The organism is Sphingomonas sp. KR3-1 (genome assembly GCF_040049295.1).
Lineage (GTDB): Bacteria > Pseudomonadota > Alphaproteobacteria > Sphingomonadales > Sphingomonadaceae > Sphingomonas.
Genome location: NZ_JBDZDQ010000001.1, coordinates 1,029,434 through 1,053,498 on the forward strand (window position 1 = coordinate 1,029,434; position 24,065 = coordinate 1,053,498).

Annotated in this window: 19 protein-coding genes and 1 tRNA gene; 10 read left to right on the forward strand and 10 right to left on the reverse strand. The window is 67.2% G+C overall.

Going from position 1 to position 24,065, the window contains the following annotated elements:
* Nucleotides 1–88: 88 nt before the first annotated feature.
* From infA to ABLE38_RS05160, 6 genes are all read left to right on the forward strand, one after another.
* Nucleotides 89–307 carry a translation initiation factor IF-1 gene (gene infA, locus ABLE38_RS05135; RefSeq protein WP_003049127.1) on the forward strand — a complete coding sequence of 73 codons (219 nt, stop codon included), beginning with the start codon at nucleotides 89–91 and terminating at the stop codon, nucleotides 305–307.
* Nucleotides 308–371: 64 nt separating this feature from the next.
* The gene (locus tag ABLE38_RS05140; protein WP_348973081.1) at nucleotides 372–941 is read left to right on the forward strand and encodes a nucleoside triphosphate pyrophosphatase; all 570 of its coding nucleotides are present in this window, start codon (nucleotides 372–374) and stop codon (nucleotides 939–941) included.
* Complete coding sequence (locus ABLE38_RS05145; RefSeq protein WP_348973082.1) at nucleotides 934–1,899, forward strand: ribonuclease; 966 nt, start codon at nucleotides 934–936, stop codon at nucleotides 1,897–1,899. Before ABLE38_RS05140 ends, ABLE38_RS05145 begins: the two co-directional genes overlap by 8 nt.
* Nucleotides 1,896–2,081, forward strand: coding sequence for a DNA gyrase inhibitor YacG (gene yacG, locus ABLE38_RS05150; RefSeq protein ID WP_348973083.1), 186 nt, complete (start codon nucleotides 1,896–1,898; stop codon nucleotides 2,079–2,081). Before ABLE38_RS05145 ends, yacG begins: the two co-directional genes overlap by 4 nt.
* 30 nt (nucleotides 2,082–2,111) lie before the next feature.
* A tRNA-Phe gene (locus ABLE38_RS05155) sits at nucleotides 2,112–2,187 on the forward strand.
* 97 nt (nucleotides 2,188–2,284) lie between these two features.
* Nucleotides 2,285–3,355, forward strand: coding sequence for a PIN domain-containing protein (locus ABLE38_RS05160; protein ID WP_348973084.1), 1,071 nt, complete (start codon nucleotides 2,285–2,287; stop codon nucleotides 3,353–3,355).
* Nucleotides 3,356–3,455: 100 nt separating this feature from the next.
* Here the strand turns inward: ABLE38_RS05160 and ABLE38_RS05165 are convergent, their stop codons facing one another.
* A complete protein-coding gene (locus tag ABLE38_RS05165; RefSeq protein ID WP_348973085.1) occupies nucleotides 3,456–5,576 on the reverse strand; it encodes a prolyl oligopeptidase family serine peptidase in 2,121 nt (706 codons plus the stop codon).
* A gap of 100 nt (nucleotides 5,577–5,676) precedes the next feature.
* A complete protein-coding gene (locus ABLE38_RS05170; protein WP_348973086.1) occupies nucleotides 5,677–6,480 on the reverse strand; it encodes a hypothetical protein in 804 nt (267 codons plus the stop codon).
* 172 nt (nucleotides 6,481–6,652) lie between these two features.
* On the opposite strand from ABLE38_RS05170, the gene ABLE38_RS05175 reads away from it, so the two are divergent.
* Together ABLE38_RS05175 and ABLE38_RS05180 are read left to right on the forward strand one after the other, a co-directional pair.
* Nucleotides 6,653–6,955 (forward strand): UBP-type zinc finger domain-containing protein, encoded by a 303-nt coding sequence (locus ABLE38_RS05175; protein WP_348973087.1) that lies wholly within the window; start codon nucleotides 6,653–6,655, stop codon nucleotides 6,953–6,955.
* Nucleotides 6,956–7,099: 144 nt separating this feature from the next.
* Nucleotides 7,100–9,190 (forward strand): hypothetical protein, encoded by a 2,091-nt coding sequence (locus ABLE38_RS05180; protein ID WP_348973088.1) that lies wholly within the window; start codon nucleotides 7,100–7,102, stop codon nucleotides 9,188–9,190.
* Between the two features lie 69 nt (nucleotides 9,191–9,259).
* Here ABLE38_RS05180 and ABLE38_RS05185 read toward each other — a convergent pair whose 3' ends face one another.
* From ABLE38_RS05185 to ABLE38_RS05195, 3 genes are all read right to left on the reverse strand, one after another.
* Complete coding sequence (locus ABLE38_RS05185) at nucleotides 9,260–10,576, reverse strand: family 1 glycosylhydrolase (protein WP_348973089.1); 1,317 nt, start codon at nucleotides 10,574–10,576, stop codon at nucleotides 9,260–9,262.
* Complete coding sequence (locus ABLE38_RS05190) at nucleotides 10,573–11,466, reverse strand: SDR family NAD(P)-dependent oxidoreductase (RefSeq protein WP_348973090.1); 894 nt, start codon at nucleotides 11,464–11,466, stop codon at nucleotides 10,573–10,575. The genes ABLE38_RS05185 and ABLE38_RS05190 overlap by 4 nt, the downstream gene beginning before the upstream one ends.
* Nucleotides 11,467–11,538: 72 nt before the next feature.
* Nucleotides 11,539–12,213 carry a TetR/AcrR family transcriptional regulator gene (locus ABLE38_RS05195; RefSeq protein ID WP_348973091.1) on the reverse strand — a complete coding sequence of 225 codons (675 nt, stop codon included), beginning with the start codon at nucleotides 12,211–12,213 and terminating at the stop codon, nucleotides 11,539–11,541.
* Between the two features lie 143 nt (nucleotides 12,214–12,356).
* Here ABLE38_RS05195 and ABLE38_RS05200 point away from each other — a divergent pair, with 143 nt between their 5' ends.
* Nucleotides 12,357–13,634, forward strand: a complete 1,278-nt coding sequence (locus ABLE38_RS05200) for an MFS transporter (protein ID WP_348973092.1) — start codon at nucleotides 12,357–12,359, stop codon at nucleotides 13,632–13,634.
* Complete coding sequence (locus ABLE38_RS05205; RefSeq protein ID WP_348973093.1) at nucleotides 13,631–15,259, forward strand: carboxylesterase family protein; 1,629 nt, start codon at nucleotides 13,631–13,633, stop codon at nucleotides 15,257–15,259. The genes ABLE38_RS05200 and ABLE38_RS05205 overlap by 4 nt, the downstream gene beginning before the upstream one ends.
* 44 nt (nucleotides 15,260–15,303) lie before the next feature.
* Here the strand turns inward: ABLE38_RS05205 and ABLE38_RS05210 are convergent, their stop codons facing one another.
* The 5 genes from ABLE38_RS05210 to ABLE38_RS05230 form a co-directional block, all read right to left on the reverse strand.
* Nucleotides 15,304–16,908 carry an AMP-binding protein gene (locus tag ABLE38_RS05210; RefSeq protein ID WP_348973094.1) on the reverse strand — a complete coding sequence of 535 codons (1,605 nt, stop codon included), beginning with the start codon at nucleotides 16,906–16,908 and terminating at the stop codon, nucleotides 15,304–15,306.
* Nucleotides 16,909–16,978: 70 nt separating this feature from the next.
* Nucleotides 16,979–19,174, reverse strand: a complete 2,196-nt coding sequence (locus ABLE38_RS05215; RefSeq protein ID WP_348973095.1) for a TonB-dependent receptor — start codon at nucleotides 19,172–19,174, stop codon at nucleotides 16,979–16,981.
* A gap of 181 nt (nucleotides 19,175–19,355) precedes the next feature.
* The gene (locus tag ABLE38_RS05220) at nucleotides 19,356–19,547 is read right to left on the reverse strand and encodes a hypothetical protein (RefSeq protein WP_348973096.1); all 192 of its coding nucleotides are present in this window, start codon (nucleotides 19,545–19,547) and stop codon (nucleotides 19,356–19,358) included.
* 37 nt (nucleotides 19,548–19,584) lie between these two features.
* The gene (locus ABLE38_RS05225; protein ID WP_348973097.1) at nucleotides 19,585–20,634 is read right to left on the reverse strand and encodes an alginate lyase family protein; all 1,050 of its coding nucleotides are present in this window, start codon (nucleotides 20,632–20,634) and stop codon (nucleotides 19,585–19,587) included.
* A 64-nt stretch (nucleotides 20,635–20,698) separates the two neighbouring features.
* The gene (locus tag ABLE38_RS05230) at nucleotides 20,699–23,773 is read right to left on the reverse strand and encodes a TonB-dependent receptor (RefSeq protein ID WP_348973098.1); all 3,075 of its coding nucleotides are present in this window, start codon (nucleotides 23,771–23,773) and stop codon (nucleotides 20,699–20,701) included.
* Between the last annotated feature and the right edge of the window lie 292 nt (nucleotides 23,774–24,065).

Below are 24,065 nucleotides of genomic sequence, written 5' to 3' on the forward strand. Positions count from 1 at the left end.
GGGCGATTTCCCCTTCTCCTTCCCTTTTTCCATTTCGCACTGTAAAGGCACCGCCACTTTAGGCGCGCGCTGATCCACGAGGTATTTTTTGGCCAAAGAAGAACTGCTTGAAATGCGCGGACAGGTCGTTGAGCTTTTGCCCAACGCCATGTTCCGCGTTCGGCTCGAAAACGATCATGAGATCCTCGGCCATACCGCCGGCAAGATGCGCAAGAACCGCATCCGCGTGCTGGTCGGCGACGAAGTGCTCGTCGAGCTCACGCCCTACGACCTGACCAAGGGCCGTATCACCTACCGCTTCAAGTGATCCGGCGCGCAGCACCGGGTCATCCCGGCGCAGGCCGGGATCCAGAAGCCTGAGGCTCCCGCCCTTGCGGCTCGTGCTTGCCTCCACATCGCCGCGCCGGCTCGATCTGCTGAAGCGGATCGGGGCCGCGCCCGCGCGCGTCGCCGCCCCCGATGTCGACGAGGATGTCCGTGCCGGCGAGACCCCGCGCGCCTATGTCCTGCGCGTCGCAGTCGACAAGGCGCATGCGGTGGACCGCGCCGCGGACGAGATCGTCCTCGCCGGCGACACCACCATCGCCGTCGGCCGCCGCATCCTCGCCAAGCCCGAGGACGAGGCGGACCTGCGCCGCATGCTCGCCCTGCTCTCCGGCCGGCGCCACCACTGCCTTTCCGCCGTCTGCCTGATCGGGCTCGACGGCAAGCCCCGCACCCGCCTCTCCGACACGGTCGTCACCTTCAAGCGGCTGACCGACACCGAGATCGATTGGTACGTCGCCTCGGGCGAAGGCATGGGCAAGGCCGGCGGCTATGCCATCCAGGGCAAGGCCGAGGCGTTCGTCCGCGCGCTTTCGGGCAGCCATTCAGGCGTGGTCGGCCTGCCCGTGTTCGAAACCCGCGCCTTGCTCGAATCGGCAGGCTTCCGGCTTGGCTGAGTGGCTCTACGAGGCCGGGATCGGCGAGAACCGCGCCGCGCTCGTCTCGCGCGGCAGCATCTGGAAGGCGCGGATCGAGCTCGAGGGTAGCGCGCCGCGCGTCGATGCGGTGCTCGAGGCCCGGCTGGTCGACAAGGCCGCCAAGCTGATCGCGCTCGACGGCGGCGGCGAGGCGCTGTGCGATCACATCCCCAAGAGCGTCACCCAGGGCGCGAAGCTGCGCGTCCGCATCGTCCGTGAGGCGATTCCCGAGCCGGGCCGCGCCAAGCTGCCCAAGGCGGTGCCCAGCGACGACGACCTGTCCGCCGGCCCGACGCTGCTCGATCGGATCACCGCCACCGGCCTGCCCGTCTGCACACTGCGCGCGCACGAGCCCGACGCGCTCGAAGAAGCCGGCTGGTCCGAAGTGCTGGAGGAAGCGATCACCGGCGAGATCGCCTTCGCCGGCGGCACGCTGCGCCTCTCGCCCACCCCGGCGATGGCGCTGTTCGACGTCGACGGCTCGGGCAATCTCGAAACCCTCTCGGTCGCCGCCGCGCATGCCGTCGCCCGCGCGATCGAGCGGCTCGGCATCGCAGGCTCGATCGGCATCGACTTCCCCACTTTGGTCGGCAAGGAGGCGCGAAACGCCGTCGCCGAGGCGATCGACGCGGCGCTGCCCCAGCCGTTCGAGCGGACCGCGGTCAACGGCTTCGGCTTCCTCCAGATCGTCCGCCGCCGCAGCCGGCCCTCGCTCCCCGAGCTGCTGCGCGCCGACCCTGCCGGCGCCGCCGCGCGCGCCGAGCTCCGCCGGATCGAGCGCCTTCCCCCGCCGCCCCCGACTACCCATATGGTGACCAGGAACATCGCCCGCCGCCTCGCCCAGCAGCCCGGCTGGACCGCGGAGCTGGCGCGGCGAATCGGCGGCGCGACGGCGTTCACGTCCGCCGGGGATGGAATGGGCGAAGGACTGAAATGACGAAGAGCAATAGCTGCCCGGTCTGCGGGCAGCCGGCCACGACCGAGAACAAGCCCTTCTGCAGCCGCGGCTGCAAGGACCGCGACCTGCTGCAATGGCTGGGCGAGGGCTATCGCATCGCCGGCGAGCCCGTCGACCCGCATGCACATTCAGGGGTGGACAGCCCCGAAACGCACGACTAAGAGGCGCGCTCCCCGGCACTCGCCGGGCATGCCCGGGTAGCTCAGTTGGTAGAGCATGCGACTGAAAATCGCAGTGTCGGCGGTTCGACTCCGTCCCCGGGCACCATTTTCAAAATACCATGAATTGCGTCAATCCCGCGCTGATCACGCGTATTTCGATCAAACCGCTTCGTCTTGCGGCGGGCTGCCCCTAGAATCGCCCGATGAGCAAATCGGATGGCAAAAGAAGCAGCGCTCGGTTGAAGACGCCCTGGGTATTCATCGACACCCAGGCCTTCCGGTCCGCCAACATCAACTGGAACGCGCGTAGCTGGGGCAGGTTCGCCGAACTCTCTCGCACTGGCATGATCCGTCCTATCACGACCAGCATCACCAAGCGCGAAGTCGATAGGCGGATCGTCGAAGCGCTTCGTGACGCGGAAACCGCGGTGACCAAGAACCGCGTGATTTTCGATCAGCTTCACCCGGGCCTTATGCTCGATAGCGATCATGACAGGCGCGAGGCGGCGCTGCTGGATGCATTCCACACCTATTTGCAGAAGGCCCGCTTCCTCGAGATTGCGCTGACGGCGGAACCTGGTGCGATCTTCGACTCCTATTTCGCAAGGACGCCGCCCTTCAGCGATGGAAAGAAGGACGAGTTCCCGGACGCCTTCGTCCTCCATTCGCTTCGAAACTGGCTCGATGAGACGCGAAATTCACTTTACGTCGTCAGCGACGACAAGGACATGAGAACGTTCTGCGAAAGCGATGATCGCCTGATCAGCGTGGAGAGCCTCAACGCATTCCTGTCCGCTGCGCAGGCGCACGGCGCCCTGCTTTCCAACATCCAATCCCATGTACAAAATGACGCCGGCTTCCTGGCGTGGGTCGACGGCAATCTCGCCCGGTTCAGCGCGTCGATGTCTAGCGTGGCGGTGCACGACATCGAGTTCCACGATGTGGAGGTCGCATCCGTCCTGCTCATCGATGAGGACGAGACGGCCAACGAACTTCACATCGCCGTGGAGATGGAGGCCGGCGTTTCGCTGGAGGTGACCGAGACGTCCTTCAAGATGATCGTCGATAGGCACGGCGACCCGGACATGGACATGGAATCGACGGAGCGCTCGATCACGGCAACCACCATGTTCGAGGTTGAGCTCGCGCTAGTCGCGCGCGGAGATCAGGAACATCCCGTTTTCGAGACGAGGGACAGATATTTCTCGGCGTCGGAGATATCGGTCGAACTTCCAAGAGGCTTCGACGCGAGAAGGCTAACCCTCCGGCGGTGAGCCTCAACGCGTATCGCAGCGGAGTGCTCCTGCGGCACGATGCGTTAGCGCGCGCCACACGAAACGGACCGGGCACATCGCTGCGCCCGGCCCGCCGCCCTCAGTCCATCAGCTTCTCGGCCATGTAGGTCATGTTGAGCGCGGTGGTGCGCGCGCTCTGCTTCAGGTCGGCGCCCGATCCGTGGCCACCCTCGGTATTCTCATAGTAGAAGAAGGGCAGGCCCATCTCCTCCATCCGCGCCGCGAACTTGCGCGCATGCTGCGGGCCGACGCGGTCGTCCTTGGTGGTGGTGAAGATGAACGGCTCGGGATAGCGCACGCCCGGCTTGAGGTTCTGATAGGGCGAGGTCTTGCGCCAGAAGGCCATCACCGCAGGATCGGCGTTCACATCGCCATATTCGCCCTGCCACGAGGCGCCGGCCGCGATCTTCGAGATGCGGATCATGTCGAGCAGCGGCACCTGGATCAGCACCGCGTTGTAGAGCTCGGGATGCTGGGTGAACGAAACGCCCATCAGCAGCCCGCCATTCGAGCCGCCCTGGATGCCCAGCCGGCGCGGCGAGGTGATCTTCCGCGCGATCAGGTCCTTCGCCACCGCAGTGAAATCGTCATAGATGATCTGTCGCTTGGTGCCCAGGCCGGCCTCGTGCCAGGCCGGGCCGAACTCGCCGCCGCCGCGGATATTGGCGAGGACGAAGGCGCCGCCGCGCTCGAGCCACAGCTTGCCGATCGAACCCGAATAATAGGGCGTCTCGCTCGACTGGAAGCCGCCATAGGCGTTGAGGATCGTCGGCGTGGTCCCGTCATATTTGATGTCCTTGCGGTGGACGACGAAGTACGGGATCTTCGTGCCGTCGCTCGACACCGCCTCGAGCTGCTCGACCACGTCCTTCGACGCGTCGAACTTGGCCGGAAGCGACTTGAGCGCCTCGAGCTTCGCCGATGCCGTGTCCGCCAGATAGAGTGTCGACGGCGTCAGGAACCCGCTGGCGTTGACGAAGGTGCGGTTCGACTTGCTGTCGGCCGAGCCGAAGCCGACCGCGAGATTGTCGGGCATCGGGATCTGCACCGTTGCCCAGCCGCCGCCGGCCTTGGGCGTCAGCGCCCAGGCGCGGCCCTGGACGTTGCTGAGCGTGCTGATCAGCAGCTTGTCGCGAGTCGAGCCGACGCCGTTGAGCGCGTCGCGCGGACCCGGCGCCCAGACCAGCCGGGCCTTGAGCTTGTCCGGCGACACCTTCACCGAATTCAGGTCGAGCTCGACCAGCGAACCGGGCTTGAACCCCTGCCACGCCTCGTCGAGCTGGACGATCACGCGCCCGTCGACCAGCTCGGCCACGCTCGCCTTGTCGGGAATCGCGAGCCGCTGGGCGCCGCGCGGGGTGAGGACGAAGCTCTGGTGGTGGAAGGTGTCGAGCGGGCGCTCGATCACCGCCAGCTGGCGCCCCTGCCCGTCGCGCAGCACGCCGGGGGACACGCCGTAGCCGCCGTCATTCTTTTCGCCGCGATAGACTTCCACCGCCGCCGACATCGGCTGGCCGCGCGTCAGCCGCTTGACGACATAGGGATAGCCCGACGGGGTCAGCTCGCCCGGCGTCCAGTCGGTCGCGACGAGCAGATGGTCTTTGTCCTCCCAGGCGACGCGGTGCTTGCCGCGCGGCAGGTGGAAGCCGCCCTCGACGAACTTACCGGTGTCGAGATCGAACTCGCGGACCTCCACGGCGTCCTCGCCGCCGTCGGACAGCGAGACCAGGCAGCGCGCCTGGTCGGGCTCGAGGCACTGGACGCCCTTCTGCACCCAGCTCTTGCCCTCGGCCTTGCCCAGCGCGTCGATGTCGAGCACCGTCGTCCAGTTGGGCGTGGCATTGCGGTAGTCGGCAAGGCTGGTCTTGCGCAGATAGCCGCGCAGATGCTCGGGATCCTGCCAGAAATTGTAGATCTCGCCGTGGAGGAAGCGCGGCGCCGGGATGCGGTCGCGCGCGCCGGCGATCGCCAGCGCCGCGTCGTAGAAGCCCTGGTAGCGCGGATCGGCCTCGAGCCGCTTCGTGCTGGCGGCGTTGTGCGATTCGACCCAGCCCATCGCGCGCGGCGACGAGACTTCCTCGAGCCAGAGATAGGGATCGTCGGCATCCGTGGCTGCGGCGGGCGCCGGGTTCGGCGCCTGGGCGAACACGGGGACGGGAGCCGCGGTGAGCAGGAGCGCGGCCAGGAGCTTGCGGTGCATGTGGTAAAATACCCCTTGTTGGATGGCGATCACGATAGCGCGATCGCCACCGAACGCCATCCCCCGGCCCGCGCACCGCTGCGGGCCGGGGGCGGGGAAATCAGTGGCCCGGCACGTAGATGATCTGCGTCTGGGCCTGGTATTCGTCGACCAGCGCGCGCTCGCCAGCGGGGAGTCCCCTAGTCAGCCGCACGGCGTAACGGCCCTTGCCGAGCTTGCGCGCCTCGACCGCGCTGCCCGCGATCTCGACGGTGCTGGCCGTGCTCGACAGCCGCACCGCCCGGTGCGTCGCGGTCATCGGGATCGCCACATCGTCGCCGCCCAGCGCCTGGTAGAAATGATGCTGGCCGAGCAGCGGGTTGGAGCCCGAGATGTAGAAGCCGATCCGCAGCCCCTCGCCCGCATCCGGCGCGCCCACCTGATAGCCGACCGTATCGAAGCTCAGCTCCGCGCGCGTCGCGTCGGGATAGGGCAGGCCGGGCGCGAGCCGGTCGACGCGGCCCACCACGCCGCGGCCCAGCCATAATGCCTCGAACCGCCCGTCCGCGTCCTGGTCGGCCAGGCAGAGCAGCACGACCATCTTGCTGGGCCGCGCCATCCGGCAATAAAGCTTGCCGGTATAGGCCTTGCCCTCCGCGCGGTGCTCGAACAGGCGCGTGCCGCCGGGCAGCAGCAGCGTGCCGTCGCCGAGCTTGAGGTCGCCCTGTATCGTCGCCACCGAGAGATAGTGTGCGCCCTGCGCCGCGAAGAGCGTGCCGATGCCGACTTCCTCCTCGGCGGCGGCGGCCGGCGCCGCGTCGACGATCACCGGCAGGCTCAGGCTGATGCTGTCCCGCGCCTGGGCCTGCGGGATGGCGGCCACGGCAACCAGCGCAGCGCCCATCGAGATCGCATGTCGAATCATGATAGTCCCCCCTTTTTGCAGCCGGTTGCGGCCGGCTGCTGCCACACAGGGCTATTGCATGCGCCGGTGCCCGCCAAGCCGTGTCCCGTGCCGTATCGGTGCAGTGCGCGCCGGGACTGGCGCTGCGGCTGCACCAGCCGCTATGCCTGCCCGGCCCCAGACGGAGACGAAGATGAGCGGATGCCAGCACAGTGCGACGATCAACCAGGTCACGCCCAGCGCACGCGGCTGCGAGGAATGCCTCAAGATCGGCAGCGAATGGCTGCACCTGCGCCTGTGCCGCGCCTGCGGCCATGTCGGCTGCTGCGACCAGTCGCCGCACCGCCACGCCACCGCGCATTTCCACGCCACCCACCACCCGATCATCGAAGGCTATGACCCGCCCGAAGGCTGGGGCTGGTGCTATGTCGATGAAGTCATGGTCGATCTTCCAGACCAGACGCCGCAATGGGGCCCTATCCCGCGCTATTACTAGGATCGCGCAACAAGATTAACGCCGGCTACACGCTATTTTGTCAGTATCGCCCCCTATTTTACGCAATCAAGCCCCAGTATCTCCCGCCCGAGTATCAGTAGGCGGAGGGATTGAATGCGTAAGTTAGGGGCCGGGACAGCGACTTTGTGTTCGACGCTGCTGCTGGCAAGCCTGGCCGGGTGCAGCGGCGGTGGCGGCAGTGCCAGTGGCACGAGCGGCGGGGCAAGCGACCCCGTGCCCGCCCCGACTCCCACGGCCACCGCTTCGCCGACGCCCAGCGCGACCCCGACGCCGCCGCCCGCCGACGCGGTGATCACCCCGCTCGGCACGCCGCGCATCCTCGTCTCGAACGCCGCGACGATCGCCAACCTCAAGGCGCAGCTCGGCTCGAACGCGCCCGCCGCGACGCGCTTCAAGCAATCGGTCGACCTGCAGGTCGCGAACAGCAACGTCTATGGCATGGAGCCGTGGCATGTCGCGCTGATGAGCCAGGTCACCGGCCAGGCGAACTATTGCACCTATGCCGTCGCCAAGACCGACGCCTATGTCGCCAGCGAGGAAGCGCTGATCGCCGCCAACAAGACGCCGGCAGTGGCGGGCGATTCCTATCTCGAGGTCGGCGGCGACATCGGCAACCTCTCGATGGTCTATGACTGGTGCCGTTCGAGCATGACCGCGGCGCAGCGCACCCGGTGGAGCAATTTCGGCAACCAGGCGGTGTGGAACGTCTGGCATCCCAGCCAGGCGAAATGGGGCACGCGCACCGTCGCCTGGTCGGGCTGGTCGGTCGATAACCCGAGCAACAATTATTATTACTCGTTCCTCCGCGCGACGATGATGCTCGGCCTCGCCACCTATGGCGAGAACGACATGGCCGGCGGCTGGCTCACCCAGTTCCGCACCGCCAAGATCGAGAACCAGCTGATCCCGACCTTCAACGCCGATCTCGTCGGCGGCGGCTCGCGCGAGGGCACCGGCTACGGCATCGCGATGAAGGACCTGTGGGAGCTCTATGACTGGTGGGAGCGCTCGACCGGCGAGAACCTGGCCAGCCGCACGCCGCACACGCTCGCCTCGATGCCCTGGATGGTCCACGCCGTCGTGCCGACGCTCGACCGGGTCACCCCCACCGGCGACCATGCCCGCGATTCGCAGGCGCTGTTCTTCGATTATCACCGCGACTATCTGCAGAAGCTCGCCTCGCTCTATCCGGGCGAGCGCATCTCGGGCGTCGTGAAGACGCTGATCGCGCAGTCCTCGGTCCCGGCGATGACGCAGCATTTCATGCGCTATTCGGACTATATCTACGACCTGGTCGCGATCACCCCGCGCCCGCTGACCGAGCTGTCCACCGCCTATTGGGGCTCGGGCACTGGCAGCTTCTCGATGCGCGGCGACTGGACGACGACCGCGGCCTACGCCAACTTCATCTGCGGCCCGCTGACCGAGAGCCACGCGCACCAGGATCGCGGCAGCTTCGTCCTCTTCAAGGGCAACTGGCTGGCCTATGACGCCAATCTCGACAGCCATTCCGGCCTGTCGCAGGACCAGAAATACCACAACACCGTACGCTTCGAGACCAGCGCCGGCACCGCGATCGGCCAGGGGTTCAACAAGGCGTGCAACATGGTGGCGCTGGCGAACAACCCCGGCTGGACCTATGCGCTGGCCGACGTCACGCCGATGTACGGCGCCGGCGTGACCAAGTCGGAGCGCGAGTTCGTCTTCATCAAGCCGGCGACCTTCGTGATCTATGACCGCGCCCAGACCAGCGACGCCAATGCGCGGCGGATCTTCACGATGAACTTCCCCAAGGCGCCGACGATCGCTGGCAACCTGATGAGCCTCGTCATCGGCGCCAACCGCTTCGACATGTGGCGCATCCTGCCGACGGCCGGCACGCCCGCCACCACCTTGTGGCGCACCGTCAACAGCACCGATTTCACTGCGACCAACACGGCGGTGCGCGTTGACCTGGTCGAGACCGGCGCCGGCGGCAGCTCGCAGTTCCTCCACGTCGCCGGGCTCGACGGCGCGGTGTCGCAGGCGGTCGCCTCGAACGCCGCCGGTCAGACCGGCACCGCGATCACGCTGTCCGACGGCCGCGTCGTGACGCTGCGCTTCAACCAGGCCGGGCGCGGCGGCACGATCGAGATCAAGTCCGCCGGCGGCGCGGTGCTCGAATCGGGTGCCTTGCCGAGCAGCGTCCAGGCTCCGCCGATCTACGCCAATTGAGAGGTTCCCCCCGGGCCGGCCGCATCGCGGTCGGCCCAACCCCTTCCGCGCGGCCTGCGGGCGGCTCGCCTAGATCCGGTTCGCCTTGGCGAGCCCGCCCAGGTGCAGCGCGCTTGGCCGCGGGGTGCGCTTGAACGTCTCGCGGTCGACCGCGACCAGCCCGAACGGCACGCCATAGCCCGAGGTCCACTCGAAATTGTCGAGCAGCGACCAGTAGAGATAGGAGTGCACCGGGATGCCCTCGTCCAGGCATTGCCGCACGCCGTCCAGCGCCTGGTCGATGAAGGCGATCCGCCGCGCATCGTCCTTCGCCGCGATGCCGCTCTCGGTGACGTAGATCGGCTTGCCGATCGCCTGGTGCGCCCAGCGGATCGTGTTGGCGAGCGCCTGCGGGTAGAATTCATACCCCGCCATCGTCATCTCGGCGCCCTTGGGCGGGGCGACCATCCCGTTCGCGTCGAACACGAAGCGGGTATAGGTCTGCACGCCGAAGAAATCCGCCGCCTCGCGCGCCACCTGCACCCAGTCGCCATAGAGCTTGTCGCGCCAGTGCGCCGCGCGCTCGGGCGTGTCGGCCTGTACGTCCTGCGTGGTCAGCGTGATCCCAACCGGCAGGTTGGGGCGCACTTGCTTGATCGCGGCATAGGCCTGGCGGTGCGCCGCCTGCATGATCGGCGTGACGACCGCGGCATCGGCATAGGCCAGCCGCGAGAATTTGGGCGAGTTGGTCGCCTTGGCCGCCGCGGCGATCGCGGCCTTGACCACCGGCACGAACGCGCTGATCCCCGGCATCATGTCGACCAGCAGGCGGATGTTCGCCTCGTTGAAGGTCGTCGCCATGTGCATCAGCCCGCCCAGCCGTTCGGCGACCTTGCGGCAATAGCGCGCGAACAGCTGCGGCGCGTCCGCCACCTCGAACCCGCCGCGCTGGGCGAACCACAGCGGCGTGGTGAAATGGTTGAGCGTCACGATCGGCCGCAGGCCGTGCGCGCGGCAGCTCTCGAGCATGCGGGCATAGTGATCGAGCTCGGCATTCGAGAAATGCCCCTCGCTCGGCTCGATCCGCGCCCATTCCACGCCCAGCCGATAGCTGTTGAAGCCGAGCTTCGCGGCGAGCGTGAAATCCTCCTCGTAGCGATGATAGCTGTCGCAGGCGTCGCCCGAACGCTCCTTGAACATGCTCGGCTGGAGGTTCTCCATCAGCCAGGCATCGGCGTTCGTGTTGTTGCCCTCGCTCTGATAGGCGGAGATCGCCGTGCCCCAAAGGAAGCCCGGCGGCGCCGGCTTGCGCCCGGCGGCAGCCCTGGCGGCCACGGGCGAAACGCCCGCGGCGCCGAGCGCGGCTGCCGCGATCAGTTCGCGGCGGCCAATGGGGAGGTCGCTCACCGCACCCCTGCGGCGACCGGCGCAGCGCCGGTGGCGGCCGCCACTTCGCGCTCGGCCTGGGTGAAGCCATAGGTCGGCACGATCTCGCCGCTGCGATCGGCGACCGAGGCCCAGCGCGCCGCGACCTGCTCGCCTGCATCGTCGGCGCGGCCGACCTGGATGCCGTCGGTCAGCGTGATGTGGGCGGCGGCGAAATGGCCGGCGCCGGCGCACAGGATCGCGCGAGTCGGCGCATCCTCGCCCACCAGCGCGAGCAGGCCGGGGCTGACCAGGTCGGGCGCGAGCAGGGCAAGGCTCTCCTCGCCCAGCACGCCTTCGGTCATGCCGGTCGCCGCGGTTGGCGCCAGGCTGTTCACCCGGATATTGTACTTCTCACCTTCGATCGCGAGCGTCTGCATCAGGCCCACCAGCGCCAGTTTCGCGGCGCCATAATTAGCCTGGCCGAAGTTTCCGTACAGCCCCGACGAAGAGGTGGTCATCACGATGCGGCCATAGCCCTGGCTGCGCATCTGCTCCCACACCGCCTTGCTGGCGATCGCCGCGCCCATCAGGTGCACGTCCACCACCAGGCGGAAATCGTCGATGCTCATCTTGGCGAAGCTCTTGTCGCGCAGGATGCCGGCATTGTTGATCAGGATGTCGATCCGGCCCCAGCGGTGCACCGTCTCGGCGACCAAGGCGGCAATGCGCGACTCGTCGGTCACCGATGCGGCGATCGCCATCGCCTCGCCCCCGGCCGCGACGATCTCGGCAACCACGGCGTCCGCCGCGGGCTGCGACAGGTCGTTGACGACGACCTTGGCGCCCTTGCTCGCCAGGTACAGCGCATGCGCGCGCCCCAGTCCCCCGCCCGAACCCGTTACGATTGCTACGCGACCCGCCAGCGACATCCCGCTCTCCTTGCTTATGACCGCGCCTGATTAGACCCGCAGTCATTCACTCGCAAGATAGCGAAATTGCCTCTATTTGGCGCAGATCTGCAGGAAGCCGGCGGCGAGGAAGCTGGCCATCCGGTCCTTCACCGCCTCGAAATCGTCCGAGTGGCAGATCCCGCCGGATAGCTTGTCGATGCGCCCGGTGCGCGCCAGCGTGAGCGTCAGCGCGCCGGTGACGAAGTGGTAGCCCCAGAAGATGTCCGCATCGGCGCAGCCGGGCAGCGCCTGCTTGAGCAGGCCGATCAGCTTGAGCACGACCGGATCGAAATGCTCGTCCATCAGGTCCGCGCCCCAGGCCGGCGTATTGGCGACCTGCGCTGCGAGCTTGGCGTAGTTCTTCCAGCGCTCGCCGCCCTGGATATAGGTGTCGAGATCGGTGTCGAGGAATGCCCGCAGCGCGCCCTCCACCGTCGGCTTGCCGTCGACCGACTTCTCATAGGCATCGAGCGCGTCCATCCGGCGCCCCGCAGTCACCACCGCGCGCCGGGCGAACACGGCGTCGAACAGCGCCTTCTTGTCGTCGAAATAGTAGTTGAGCAGCGTGTGGTGCACGCCCACCTGCTTGGCGACGTCCTTCAGCGTGACGCCGTAGAGCCCGTGCTGCGAGAACAGTTCCTCGGCAGCGTCGTAGATCAGCTCCATCGTCTCGGCGCGCTGCTCGGCCTTGCGGGAGCGGCGTACGGGCTTGGCGGTCTCGGTCACCCGCATGTTCCTTCCCGTCTATCGGCCTAGCGTCAACCCTCCGCGCAGATATTCACACGCGTGATAGTGTGTGTTGACAGTGCCGCGGGTCTGCCCGCATGATATGCGGCAAGGCGGAAAAAGCCGTCAGGGAGAGGACGCGCGTGGAAACTCAGGCAGGCGGCAGCCGTCGCTGGATCGTGCTGGTCACGCTCACCTTCGTCTATGTCCTCAACTTCCTCGACCGGCAGCTCCTCGGGATCCTCGCCAAGCCGATCCAGGATTCGCTCCACGTCACCGACGGCCAGCTCGGGCTGATCGGCGGGCTCTATTTCGCGATGTTCTACTGCTTCATCGCGATCCCCGTCGGCTGGCTCGCCGACCGCACCAACCGCGTCAGCATCCTCGCGCTCGCCTGCGCGGTCTGGAGCGGCGCGACGATCGCCTGCGGCCTGGCGACCAGCTACACCCAGCTCGTCATCGCCCGCATGACCGTCGGCTTCGGCGAGGCGGGCGGCGTGCCCCCGTCCTACGCGATCATCACCGACACGTTCCGGCCAGGCGAGCGCGGCACCGCCTTCGGCATCTACAATCTCGGGCCGCCGATCGGCGCGGCGCTCGGCATCGCGTTCGGCGCCTCGATCGCCGCGCTGTTCGACTGGCGCGACGCCTTCATCGCGATCGGCGTGGTCGGCATCATCACCGCGGTGCTGGTCCGCATCATCGTCCGCGAGCCAAGGCGCGGCGCGACCGACCTCGCGCCCGTCGCCGAGGCGCGCGCCAAGGCGCCCTTCTGGGGCACCTGCTGGATGTTCTTCAGCCACCCGGTGCTGATGCTCGCCGCGCTCGGCAGCGGCGCCACCCAGTTCGTCACCTACGGGCTGGGCAATTTCGCCGTGCTGTTCCTGATCCGCGAAAAGGGCATGACGCTGCCGCAGATCGCGGTCTGGTACGCGCTGGTCGTCGGCCTGGGCATGGGCGCCGCGATGCTGATCTCGGGCCGCGTGATCGACCGGCTCGGCCGCCGCAGCCGCACCGTCTATGCGCTCGGCCCGGCGATCTCGCTCGCGGTCGCCATGCCCTTCTACGTCGCGTTCGTCTGGGCGCCGGGCTGGCCGCTGGCGCTGGCGCTGATGACGATCGTCAACGTCTTCAACTATTTCTACCTCTCCGCCTCGGTCGCGCTCGTCCAGGAAGAGGTCCGACCCGAGCAGCGCGTGCTGTCGGGCGCCTTGCTGCTGCTGGTGATGAACTTCATCGGCCTCGGCCTCGGCCCGACCTATGTCGGCGCCGCCAGCGACTGGTTCAAGGCGCATGGCGACCCGCACGCGCTGCAGACCGCGCTCTACACGCTCTCGCCCTTCTACCTGATCGCCATCGCGCTCTTCCTCGTCCTCGCCCGCATCCTGCGCCGCGAGACCCTTGCAAAGGTGCCCGCATGAAGCTGCTCCGCTCCGCCGCCCTCGCCACCGGCCTGCTCCTCGCGAGCACCGCGTTGGCGCAGACCCCGGTCGTCAACGCGCCCTCCGGCTCGGTGAGCGGCACGCAGGACGGCAGCATCCGCGAATTCAAGGGCATTCCCTATGCCGTGCCCCCGGTCGGGGCGATGCGCTGGCGCCCGCCCGCACCGATGAAGCCCTGGCAGGGCGTGCGCGAGGCCAAGGATTTCGGCCCCGCCTGCGTCCAGCCCCAGGCCAAGACGCCGACCTCGGTCTATTCCCCGCCCGCGCCGATGCCGGTCAGCGAGGATTGCCTGACGCTCAACATCTGGGCGCCCGCCAACGCCAAGAAGGCCCCGGTGTTCTTCTGGATCCACGGCGGCGCGCTCTCGGGCGGATCGAGCCGCGAGCCGATGTATGACGGCAAGAAGATGGCCGAGCAGGGCGTGATCGTCGTCTCGATCAACTATAGGCTGGGCGTGCTCGGCTGGCTCGCCCATCCGGCGCTCAGCGCGGAATCGCCGCAAAAGGTCTCGGGCAATTACGGCCTGCTCGACCAGGAGGGCGCGCTCGCCTGGGTGAAGCACAATATCGCGGCGTTCGGCGGCGACCCCGCCAATGTGACGATCGCGGGCGAGTCCGCTGGCGGGCTCAGCGTGATGTTCCTGATGCAGTCGCCGCTGGCGCGCGGCACCTTCTCGAAGGCGATCGCCCAGAGCGCGTACATGGTCGCGATGCCCAACCTGAAGAAGTCGCCCTTCGGCCAGCCATCGGCCGAGGCGATGGGCACGATGCTCTCCGCAGGGCTGCAGGCGCCGGACCTCGCCGCGCTGCGCGGCATGGACGCGCAGGCGATCACCGACGCTTCGGCCAAGATGGGCTTCTTCCCCTTCGGCGTGGTCGACGGGCTCGTCCTGCCCGAGCAGATGGTCGAGACCTTCGACCAAGGCAAGCAGGCGCCCGTCCCGATCCTCACCGGCTTCAACCAGGGCGAGATCCGCTCGCTGATGATGCTCGCAGCCAAGCCGCCGGCCACGGCGGAAGACTATGAGAAGGGCATCCGCGAGAAGTACGGCGAGTTCGCCGATGCCTTCCTCAAGCTCTATCCGGCCGCGGACTATAAGGAGAGCATCCTTCAGACGACGCGCGACGCGCTCTACGGCTGGACCAGCGAGCGCCTCGCCCGCAAGCAGGCCGCGATCGGCCAGCCGGCCTATGTCTATCTGTGGGACCACGGCTATCCGGCGATGAACGATGCGAAGCTGCACAGCTTCCACGCCAGCGAGCTGCCCTATGTCTTCGGCAACCTCCAGCCGCTGCCGCCGCTCTGGCCGAAGATGCCCGAGAGCGACCGCCCGCTGTCGGACGCGATGCTCGGCTATTGGACCAGCTTCGCGAAGACCGGCGTGCCCAGCGCCGCCGGCGCCCCTGCCTGGACCGCCTGGGGCAAGGCGCGCAACTATATGCACTTCACCGACATGCCCATGCCCGAGGCGGGGCTGATGCCGGGCATGTACGACCAGTATGAAGCCGTGGTCTGCCGCCGCCGCGCCGCGGGGATCGCGTGGAACTGGAATGTCGGGCTGAACTCGCCGAAGCTGCCGGCCAAGGCCAAGGGCTGCGATTGAGGCTCTAGAAGCCCCTCCCTTGAAGGGGAGGGGCTAGCGCTAGCCTAGCGCCCCACCTTGCTCGCCGCGATCCGCCCCTCGGCATAGTCATCGCGCAGCCGCTTCTTGTCGATCTTGCCCGAGGCGGCGAGCGGCATCGCGTCCACTTCGGCCACTTCGCCCGGGATCCACCAGTCGGCGACCTTGCCGCGCAGCAGCGCGAGCAGCGCGCGCGGGTCCTTGTCCTCGCCTTCGGTCTCGACGATCAGCACCGGCCGCTCGCCCCATTTGGCGTCGGCCCGGCCGATCACCGCGACGTGGCGCACCGTCGGGTGCGCGCCGACGATCGTCTCGATCTCGTTGGGATTGATCCACTCGCCGCCCGACTTGATCAGGTCCTTGGCGCGCCCGCAGATCGTCAGATTGCCCGCCGCGTCGATCATCGCCAGGTCGCCGGTGTCGAAATAGCCCTCGGCGTCGAGCACGTCCTCGTCGCGGCGGTAATAGCGCTCGATCACGCTATGCCCCTTGACCTTGAGGTGCCCCAAAATGTCGCGCTGCGGCACCAGCGTGTTGCCCTCGGCATCGGTGAGCTTGAGGTCGAGCCCCATGATCGGCCGGCCCGAGGCGGGGCTGGCATCGGCGGGCAGGTCCCTCGGCGCGATCGTGCCCACCGGCGACAGCTCGGTCATCCCCCAGCTCGTCTGCACCGCGGCGCCGAGCTTCTCCTCGAGCCGGCGGATCAGCGCGTCGGGGCAGCTCGATCCGCCGATCAGCACGCGCTGCAGCGTCGGGAAGGTCTCGCCGCTCGCCTCGGCCTGGTCGGCCAGCCCCAGCCAGACGGTCTGGACACCGACCGCGACGGTCACGCCCTCGTCGCGGATCAGCCGGCCCAGGCTCGGCCCGTCGACCACCCGACCGGGCAGCACCAGCTTGGTCCCCGCCGCCGGCGCCGCGAACGGCATGCCCCAGCCATTGGCGTGGAACATCGGCACGCCGAGCAGCAGCGTGTCCTGCGCGGTGATCGCCGCGGCATCGGCCTGCAGCGCGCGCAGCGTGTGGAGATAGTTGGAGCGGTGGGTATAGACCACGCCCTTGGGGCTGCCGGTGGTGCCCGAAGTGTAGCAGAGCCCGGCGGGGATGTTCTCGTCGAACGCCCCCCATGCCACCGGGGCGCCGTGCGCCGCCAGCAGCGCGTCCTGATCCCAGATGCGCGCCCGGTGCGACCCGAGGGGCTGAACATCCGCAACCAGTGCGTCCAGAATAATGACCTGCTCGATGCTCGGGCAGTGCGCGAGCACCTCGCGCGCCAGCGGCAGCAGGTCGGCCGCGACCGCGAGCACGCGGTTCTCGGCCTCGTTGATCATCGCGGCGAGGTGCGCCGCGGTCAGCCGCGGGTTGAGCGTGTGGCACACCAGCCCCATGCCCATCGCCGCATAATAGATCTCGACATGGTGGATCGTGTTCCAGGCGAGCGTGCCCACCCGGTCGCCCTGCACCATGCCCAGCGCCGCCAGCGCGCCCGACAGGCGGTTGGCGCGGTCGCGCAGCACCGCATAGCTGGTGCGCTTGACCGCCCTGCCCGCCTCGGCCTCGACCACCTCGCAGTCCTGGAACCACTTGGCGGCGTGATCGAGGAATTTGTCTACTGTCAGTCCGTAGGGCTGCATGAAACTCTTCGGGCGCGAAAGGAAAAGGAAAGGCCGCCGGAGAGGGAGTCTCCGACGGCCAGGTGGGAAATCAGAAGACCTTGAGCAGCTTTACGCCGTACTGGCGCGGCGCTCCGGCGAAATAGAGCCCCGAGTTGAGCGCCGCCGGATAATGCTGGTCGGTCAGGTTGGTGCCATAGGCGGTGAGCGTCCAGCTCTTGTGCTGGAAGGCGATCTGGGCGTTGAGGATGCGGCGCGCCTCGATCAGGTCGCCCTTCGCTTCATTCTCGAACAGCGTCGCCCATTGCGAGCCGACATAGCCGAAGTTCACGCGCGGCGTGATGCTGTCGCCATTGCCGAACTTCGCTTCATACTGCGCGCCGACATTGAAGGTGACGTTGGGCGCATAGGTCTGGCGCTGCCCCTTCAGATTGATGCAGGCGCCGCCGGCCGGGCCGGTGGTCGGCTGGCAGGCAGTCGTGGTCGTCCCGCGCGGATCGACCGCGTAGAACTGGCCCAGCTCGCTGTGCAGCACGTTGATGCCGCCATCGAGCGAGAAGCCGCCCGAATGGAACTCGGCCTCGGCCTCGAAGCCATAGATCTTGGTGGTATCCGGGACGTTCAGCTCGATGCCGAAGGTCGGGAAGTCGGGATAGCCGATGATGACCTGGAAGTTCTTGTAGTTGTTATAGAAGCCGGTCAGCGTCGTGCGCAGCTTGCCGTCGGCGAAATTGCCCTTCCAGCCCGCTTCGAACGAGGTCACTTCCTCCGGCTTGAACGGCGCGATCGCGGCCGCGCCGACCGGCACGTTGAGGCCGCCGGGGCGGAAGCCGGTGGCGACGAACGCATAGAGATACTGGCTGTCGCTAGCCTTCCAGCCCAGGGTCGCCTTGTAGGAGAAATTGTCCGAGGTGACCGTCTGCACCTGGTTGATCGGCGTGCCATATTGCTGGACCTGGACATAGTTGGTCGAGCGGCTGGCGGTATAGCGGCCGCCCAGGTCCAGCTTCAGGGTCGGGGTGATCTCGAAGCCGATCTGGCCGAAGCCGGCGAGCGAACGCTCGGGGTTGCGGCCCTTCAGCTGATATTGGCAGCCGTTGAAGTTCAAGCCTGGGCAGACGTCGATCGTGAAGTTGCTGAACGGCGACGGGAAGAAATAGGTGTTCCACATGCCGAACGCGCCGACGAGCCAGGTGAAGCGCCGGTTGTCCGGCGAGATGATGTTGAATTCCTGGGTGAACTGCGTCTCGGTAACGGTGTCGTAGAAGGTGCTGGTGTTCGCTGCAGTGCCGTCCAGATCGGCGCGGTACATCGTGTTGCCGGTCTGGAAGCCGCTGACCGAGCGCAGCTTGATGCCGCCGGCGACTTCATAGTCGATCTTCAGGATCGAGCGCAGGAACTTGTCGCGCGCTGCCTGGGGCGAGTTGAACGAGACGTCGTACAGGTCGCCGGGCGCGTTGTACGGCTTGGCCGGATAGCCGCCCATGTCGAGATAGTCGAAATCGGTCTTGGACAGGATCGAGAGCCGGTCGCTCGGCTTCCAGAGCAGGCTGAACCGGCCCGCCGCCATCCGCAGGTTGCCCGGGTTGTACGGATATTTGGCGCCGCCCGGGCCGGTGACGTTGAAGAAGCTGTCGCGCCGCTCGCCGAACAGCGCGACGCGCGCCGCCAGCGTGTCGCTGATCGGGATGTTGAGCGAGCCCTGCGCCCCGGCATCATTGTAGTTGCCGTAGTTGAGGTTGATGTACCCGTGATAGCCGCCGCCGATGATCGGGTCGTTGGTGTTGACGAACACCGCGCCGCCGGTCGCGTTCTGGCCGACGATCGTGCCCTGCGGACCGCGCAGCACCTGGATGTTGGCGATGTCGTAATAGGGCTCTTGCTGGAAATAGCCCGGGAAGCTCGGCACGCCGTCGCGGTAGGTGATCACGCCGGTGGTGGTCTGGGTGTTGTGCTCGGCCTTGCCGATGCCGCGGACGTTGAAATTATTGCCCTGGCCGAAATTGTTGACCGTCACGCTCGGCATCGCGAACTGCAGCCCGTCGACATTGGCGACGCCCTTGTTCTCGAGCTGGGTGCCCGACAGCACCGAGGCCGACACCGCGGTGGTCATCAGGTTCTCGTTGCGGCGCTGCGCGGTGACGACGATCTCGCCTTCGCTCTTGTCCTGATCGGAACTTGCGGCAGGCGCGTCCTGCGCCGGCGCGGAATCGGTCTGCGCCGCGGCCGCGCCGCTCCAGACAAGGGCCAGCGCCGAGGCGCCGAGCAGCAACGGACGATACTTCATTGGGTCCCTCCCACATCCATCTCCAGGTCGCGCTCTGCGGCACGATCAAACGAGAATGGCGCAAAGCCGGAGGGCTTGCAACACTAATTCTCTACCGAGTGAATGTCCGAGGGGGTGCGTGCCATTCCTGCATCACCTCGGCGAACTTCACGGTCCGGAAACGTCCGTTCGGCGGAGCCGCTCAGCGGTTGTCGGGGCCCGCCACATTGGCGCTGGCGCCCACCGGCTCGCCCTCCTTGGCCTGCTTGTAGTGACTCAGGTTCATGCCGATGAAGATCACCACCACCAGCACGAGGAAGGCGAGCACGACGACGACGAGCCCGCGGCGCTTGCGCGGCGTCAGCTCGGGCGATTCCTGGGTATCGGGTTCCATGCAGGGGATACCCGCGGCCCCCGCCCCTGGTTCCCGCTCAACGCGCGAACAGGCTCAGCCACTCGGCCGGCTGGCGCCCGGTGCGCGCGGCCAGCGTCGCGGCGAAGTCGCGATAGGCCGGGTCAATCCGCGCGGCGAGCGCATAGGTGTTCACCGCAGCGCCGGGGTCCCAGGCATGCGCGGCATATTCCTTCTGCCCCGCCGCGGCGCGCTCGCGGTCGAAGGCGATCTGCGAGTGGACGAACTCGACATGCGTCTTCTCGCCGGTGGCATAGGGCTCGAGCCACTTGAGCGCGCTCGCCAGGCTCGATCCGCTCGGGCTCTTCCAGCCAAACCAGTCCTCGCCGTGCGTCCTGGCCGCCAGCGCCGCCATTTCGAGCGGATCGAGGTCGTAGGTGACATAGTGGAGCGCGTCGCGCTCATGGAAGTCGAACACCGATCCGTCGGGCTGGATGTTCGAGCCCACATGCTTGCGGAACGCCGCGCGGGCGCGGTCGATCAGCTTGGCGTCCCCCACCGCGAAGGCCGCCAGCGTCGCCAGCTTGATGCGGTGGCTCTGCCAGTTGGTGTGCGCATTCTTGGGCTTGCCGTCCATCGCGTCGAGGTAGCCGGCGGCCATCTTGCGCCAGAAGCCGTCCATCTTGGCCCGGAGCGCCGGCGCCAGGTCCGCCCGGGTCAGGTCGGTGGCGAGGATCAGCGTGTCGAACCCGGTCTCGTCGATCGGGTTGAACGACATGCGGTAGATATCCGCCCAATTCTCCAGGTAGCGCGCGGTCTGGTCGAGATAGCGCCGGTCGCCGGTCAGCCGCCAGGCGAGCGCCAGCGCGATGACGATCCCCTGGTCTTCCTTGGCCTTGAGGCTGATCTCGCGGATGCCCTTGCCCGGCAGCGTGCCTTCGGTGTGGAGCTCGGGAATCGCGCCCGGCGCGCGGGCCAGCGCCGCGTTCGCCCGCGCGATCACGCGCCGTGCCACCGCATCCTCGCGCGGCACCTCGCGCGCGAAGCCCGGCCCCAGGATCGCCTGCGCCGAGGCGGGAACCGCGCCGAACGCGAACAGGGCGGCGGCACTGGCGAGGAGGAGCTTCATCGGCGGGGACTCGTCGAAAAGGGGGCGGAGCGGCCGATGCTTAGCCGCTCCGCATCGGGGAGGGCTAGAAGCTGCTGCGGATCGTCAGCGTATAGGTCCGCCCGTCATAGTCGATGCGCCGCGGCAGCATCGGGTCATTCTCATATTCCGAGCGCGTCGCGTTGGTCAGGTTGAACGCGTCGAGCGAGATCGAGAAGTTCTTCAGGATGTTGAGCGAGGCCGAGGCGTCGAGCTGGCTGCGCGCCTTCACCGTCCGCGCGTCGCCGACGAAGCTGTTGCCCGCCGCCAGGTCGTATTTGCCACGATGGTTGAACACCACGCGGATGCCGAACAGCTTGGTCTCGTAATAGCCGATCAGGTTGAGATTGTGCTTGGCGACGCTGGGCAGCGTGATCGGGTTACCCTGCGCGTCCTTCCCGTCGATGTCGGTATAGGTGTAGTTCGCCGCGCCGCCGAGATACTTCAGGAAGCCCGGCAGGAAATCGAGGTTCTGCTGCACCGAGACCTCGACGCCGCGCACCCGCATCGGCTTCTGGTTGGTGACGCCGCTCGCCTGCACCCGCGCGCCCACCGGGCTGCCGACGATGTTGCAGTTGGTGCCGTCGTCGGAGAGCGTGCCGAGCCCGAAATCGATGCCGTTGTACAGGCCGTTGGCGGGGCACAGCACGCGGCGATCGGTGATCGGGCCGACATAGCCCTGGATGTCCTTCTGGTAGACCGCCACGGCAAAGGCGCCGCCGGGGCGGTTGTACCATTCGAGCGACAGGTCGTAGCTGTCCGAGGTGTAGGGCTGCAGGTTGGTGGCGCCGATGATGACATTGTAGGTCGGCGTGCCGGCCACCGCCGGATCGGGGATCTGCACCGAGGTCGCCGGCACATTGTCGCGCGGCTGCGGCCGGACATAGGTCTGGTAATAGGCCCCGCGGAAGACGAGGTTCTTGGCCAGGTCCGCCGCGAACATCGCCGAGGGCAGCCAATAGTCGTAATTCTGCTTGTAGGTCCGGTTGGTCATGCTGTGGTTGACCGGGGGTGCTGCGATCACCGAGAGGCCGGCCAGGCAGTTGCGGCAATCGAGCGCGTCGATCTTCTGGTTGGTCGCCTCATAGCGCACGCCTGCATTGCCGCGCACCCGGATGCCGAACAGATTGCCGTCGAACTTGGCCATGGCATAGGCCGACATCACCTTCTTCGTGTTGGTGAAGTTGTTGTTCCAATAGTTCGGGTCCCAATAGTTGTTCGTCAGGCCATAGGGGGTGAGGAACACGCCGCCGCTGCCGAAGACGAACTGGCCGGGCAGCCCGTTGGGGTTGGCGGTGGTGCGCGGGGCGGTGTTCACCGGGGTGATCGCGCCCAGCACCTGGTTGACGTCGAGCCCGCGCCAGTTGGTCGTGTAGCCGCCCGCCGTGCCCCCGAAGAAGTCGTTCACATAGGGGTTCACCTGCGACATCGCCGGGGTGATGTTTGCGGTGTTGGCGCCGAGCGAGGTGTTGCGCGAGCCGGTCGAGGTATATTTGTTGCGCTCGTAGCGCATCCCGACCTGGAAGCCCGACAGGAAGCTGCCCTGGAAGCTGCGCTCGAGATCGAGCTGCACCGCGTCGAGCGCGTTCCACGACTGGCCGTTGGTGCCGGTGACGCCGAAGCGGTCGCCCTGCGTGCCGGCCGTGGCACCCGGCATCTGCGCGCCCGCCTGGGTCGCCTGGCTCGCCGCCGAGGGCAGCGGATAGCCGCCGGTCGGGATGTGCGAGGCATTGGGCGTGTTGAGCACGAACACCGCATCCTGCAGGCTGGTGCCGCCGGTGAACACCGAGGTGGTGATGCCGTTCAGCCCCGCCGTCCCCAGGTTGCGATAGGGGTTCTCGATGATGTCGAGCTCGATCTGGTTGGCGAGCACCTGCGCGCGCGAGATCGTCCCCTGCGCAGTCACCCGCCAGTCGTCGTCCTTGAACTCGATCGTCGGGTTAATCGCCCAGGTCTTCTGCTTGGCCGGCTCGGAGCGGATCGAGTCGTAGGTCTGCACATTCTCCGCGCTGAACTGGTTGATGTATGCGCGCGCACCGGTCGGCGTCTGCACGACATAGGGCGTGCCCAGGCTGGTGAAATGCGCCACCGCCGAGGTCGCGGCCAGCGCGCCGGTGCCGTTGTTGCCCGCCGACGTGTCGATATAGAGCAGGTGGTTGGTGCCCTGGTCGAGGTTGCGCTCGGTGTAGAAGCCGGTCGCGCCGAACTTGATCGTGTCGGTCGCCTGCCACTCGTATCCGCCCGCGCCGGTGAGCAGGTGCCCCTTGTTCAGCTTGACGAACTGGCGGACCTGGCTCGGATAATAGACCCCGCCCGGATATTGCGCGATCAGCGCCTGGTAGGTCGGGTTGGAGGCGGGCACCGCCTGGTTGCCGACCTGGATCGAGCCGAGCTTGTTCGCCCAGGTGTTGACCGAGATCGAGTCGCGGCGGAACTTCTCGTCCTTCCACGAAACCACGCCGAATACCGCGAAATTGTCGGTAATATGCGCGTTGTAGCCGGCCGCGAGTGCCGGGCTGCCCAAGTCGCCAAGGTCGTTATACTCGTAGGACGCCTTGGCCCAGCCGCCCGCCTTGCGGCTCAGCGCCGGGGCGATCTTCAGATCGACATTGCCGGAAAGCCCGCCGGACAGGTTCGCGGCATTGGGCGACTTGATCACCGTGATCGCCGAGAAGATGTCCGAGTTGAACGCGCCGAGCGGCGTTGACGAGGTGTTGGTCGCGCTGCCCAGGATCGGGTCCGCGAAGCCGCCGCCGTTCAGCGTCGTGCGCGCGAACGAGCCCGGCAGGCCGCGCAAGCTGATCGTCGCGTTGCGCGAATCCGCCTCGCGGTTGATCTGCACGCCCGGAATGCGCTGGATCGCCTCGCCGACGTTCAGGTCCGGAAAGCGGCCCAGGCCATCGGACGAGATCGAATCGGTGATCTGATCGGACTCGCGCTTGATGTTGAGCGCATCGGCATAGGCGCGGCGGAAACCGGTGACCACGATCTGGTCGCCGGGCGCCGGCTCTTCCGCCTGCGGCGCGGCCGGCTCGCTGTCGGCAGTGTTGCTCTGGGCGAACGCAGGCGTCGCCATCAGGACGGCGATCGCCGTACCCGCAAATAGAGCAGTCCTTCGCATGACTCTCTCTCCCCGTCTGTCCCCGGCTTTTGTTTCGCCAATCCGTGCTGGCCACCGGTGTCAGGCCAATAAGGCCGATGCGGAAGCAACTGTCAATAGAATGGTCAGGCCACATTGTAACATTGGTCGGGCACGGCACGCCTATAGGCGCAGCCAGCGTCCGTGCAGGCCCATTTTCGCGCGCGCAATTTTGGCCATGCCAATGCAGGGCATGTCCAGTTACACTTTCGGGTAGGCCGCGCCGCTCCGCTGGGGCAGGCAGGTCTCAGCCGCGCCCCGCGCGCCGAACGGC

What these genes read in the sequence shown, in the direction of transcription:
- ABLE38_RS05160 (WP_348973084.1), top strand. Translation starts at nt 2,285, where the DNA reads ATGAGCAAATCGGATGGCAAAAGAAGCAGCGCTCGGTTGAAGACGCCC.
- ABLE38_RS05165 (WP_348973085.1), bottom strand. Translation starts at nt 5,576, where the DNA reads ATGCACCGCAAGCTCCTGGCCGCGCTCCTGCTCACCGCGGCTCCCGTC.
- ABLE38_RS05190 (WP_348973090.1), bottom strand. Translation starts at nt 11,466, where the DNA reads ATGTCGCTGGCGGGTCGCGTAGCAATCGTAACGGGTTCGGGCGGGGGA.
- ABLE38_RS05230 (WP_348973098.1), bottom strand. Translation starts at nt 23,773, where the DNA reads ATGCGAAGGACTGCTCTATTTGCGGGTACGGCGATCGCCGTCCTGATG.
- ABLE38_RS05220 (WP_348973096.1), bottom strand. Translation starts at nt 19,547, where the DNA reads ATGGAACCCGATACCCAGGAATCGCCCGAGCTGACGCCGCGCAAGCGC.
- ABLE38_RS05210 (WP_348973094.1), bottom strand. Translation starts at nt 16,908, where the DNA reads ATGCAGCCCTACGGACTGACAGTAGACAAATTCCTCGATCACGCCGCC.
- ABLE38_RS05175 (WP_348973087.1), top strand. Translation starts at nt 6,653, where the DNA reads ATGAGCGGATGCCAGCACAGTGCGACGATCAACCAGGTCACGCCCAGC.
- ABLE38_RS05215 (WP_348973095.1), bottom strand. Translation starts at nt 19,174, where the DNA reads ATGAAGTATCGTCCGTTGCTGCTCGGCGCCTCGGCGCTGGCCCTTGTC.
- yacG (WP_348973083.1), top strand. Translation starts at nt 1,896, where the DNA reads ATGACGAAGAGCAATAGCTGCCCGGTCTGCGGGCAGCCGGCCACGACC.
- ABLE38_RS05225 (WP_348973097.1), bottom strand. Translation starts at nt 20,634, where the DNA reads ATGAAGCTCCTCCTCGCCAGTGCCGCCGCCCTGTTCGCGTTCGGCGCG.
- ABLE38_RS05205 (WP_348973093.1), top strand. Translation starts at nt 13,631, where the DNA reads ATGAAGCTGCTCCGCTCCGCCGCCCTCGCCACCGGCCTGCTCCTCGCG.
- ABLE38_RS05170 (WP_348973086.1), bottom strand. Translation starts at nt 6,480, where the DNA reads ATGATTCGACATGCGATCTCGATGGGCGCTGCGCTGGTTGCCGTGGCC.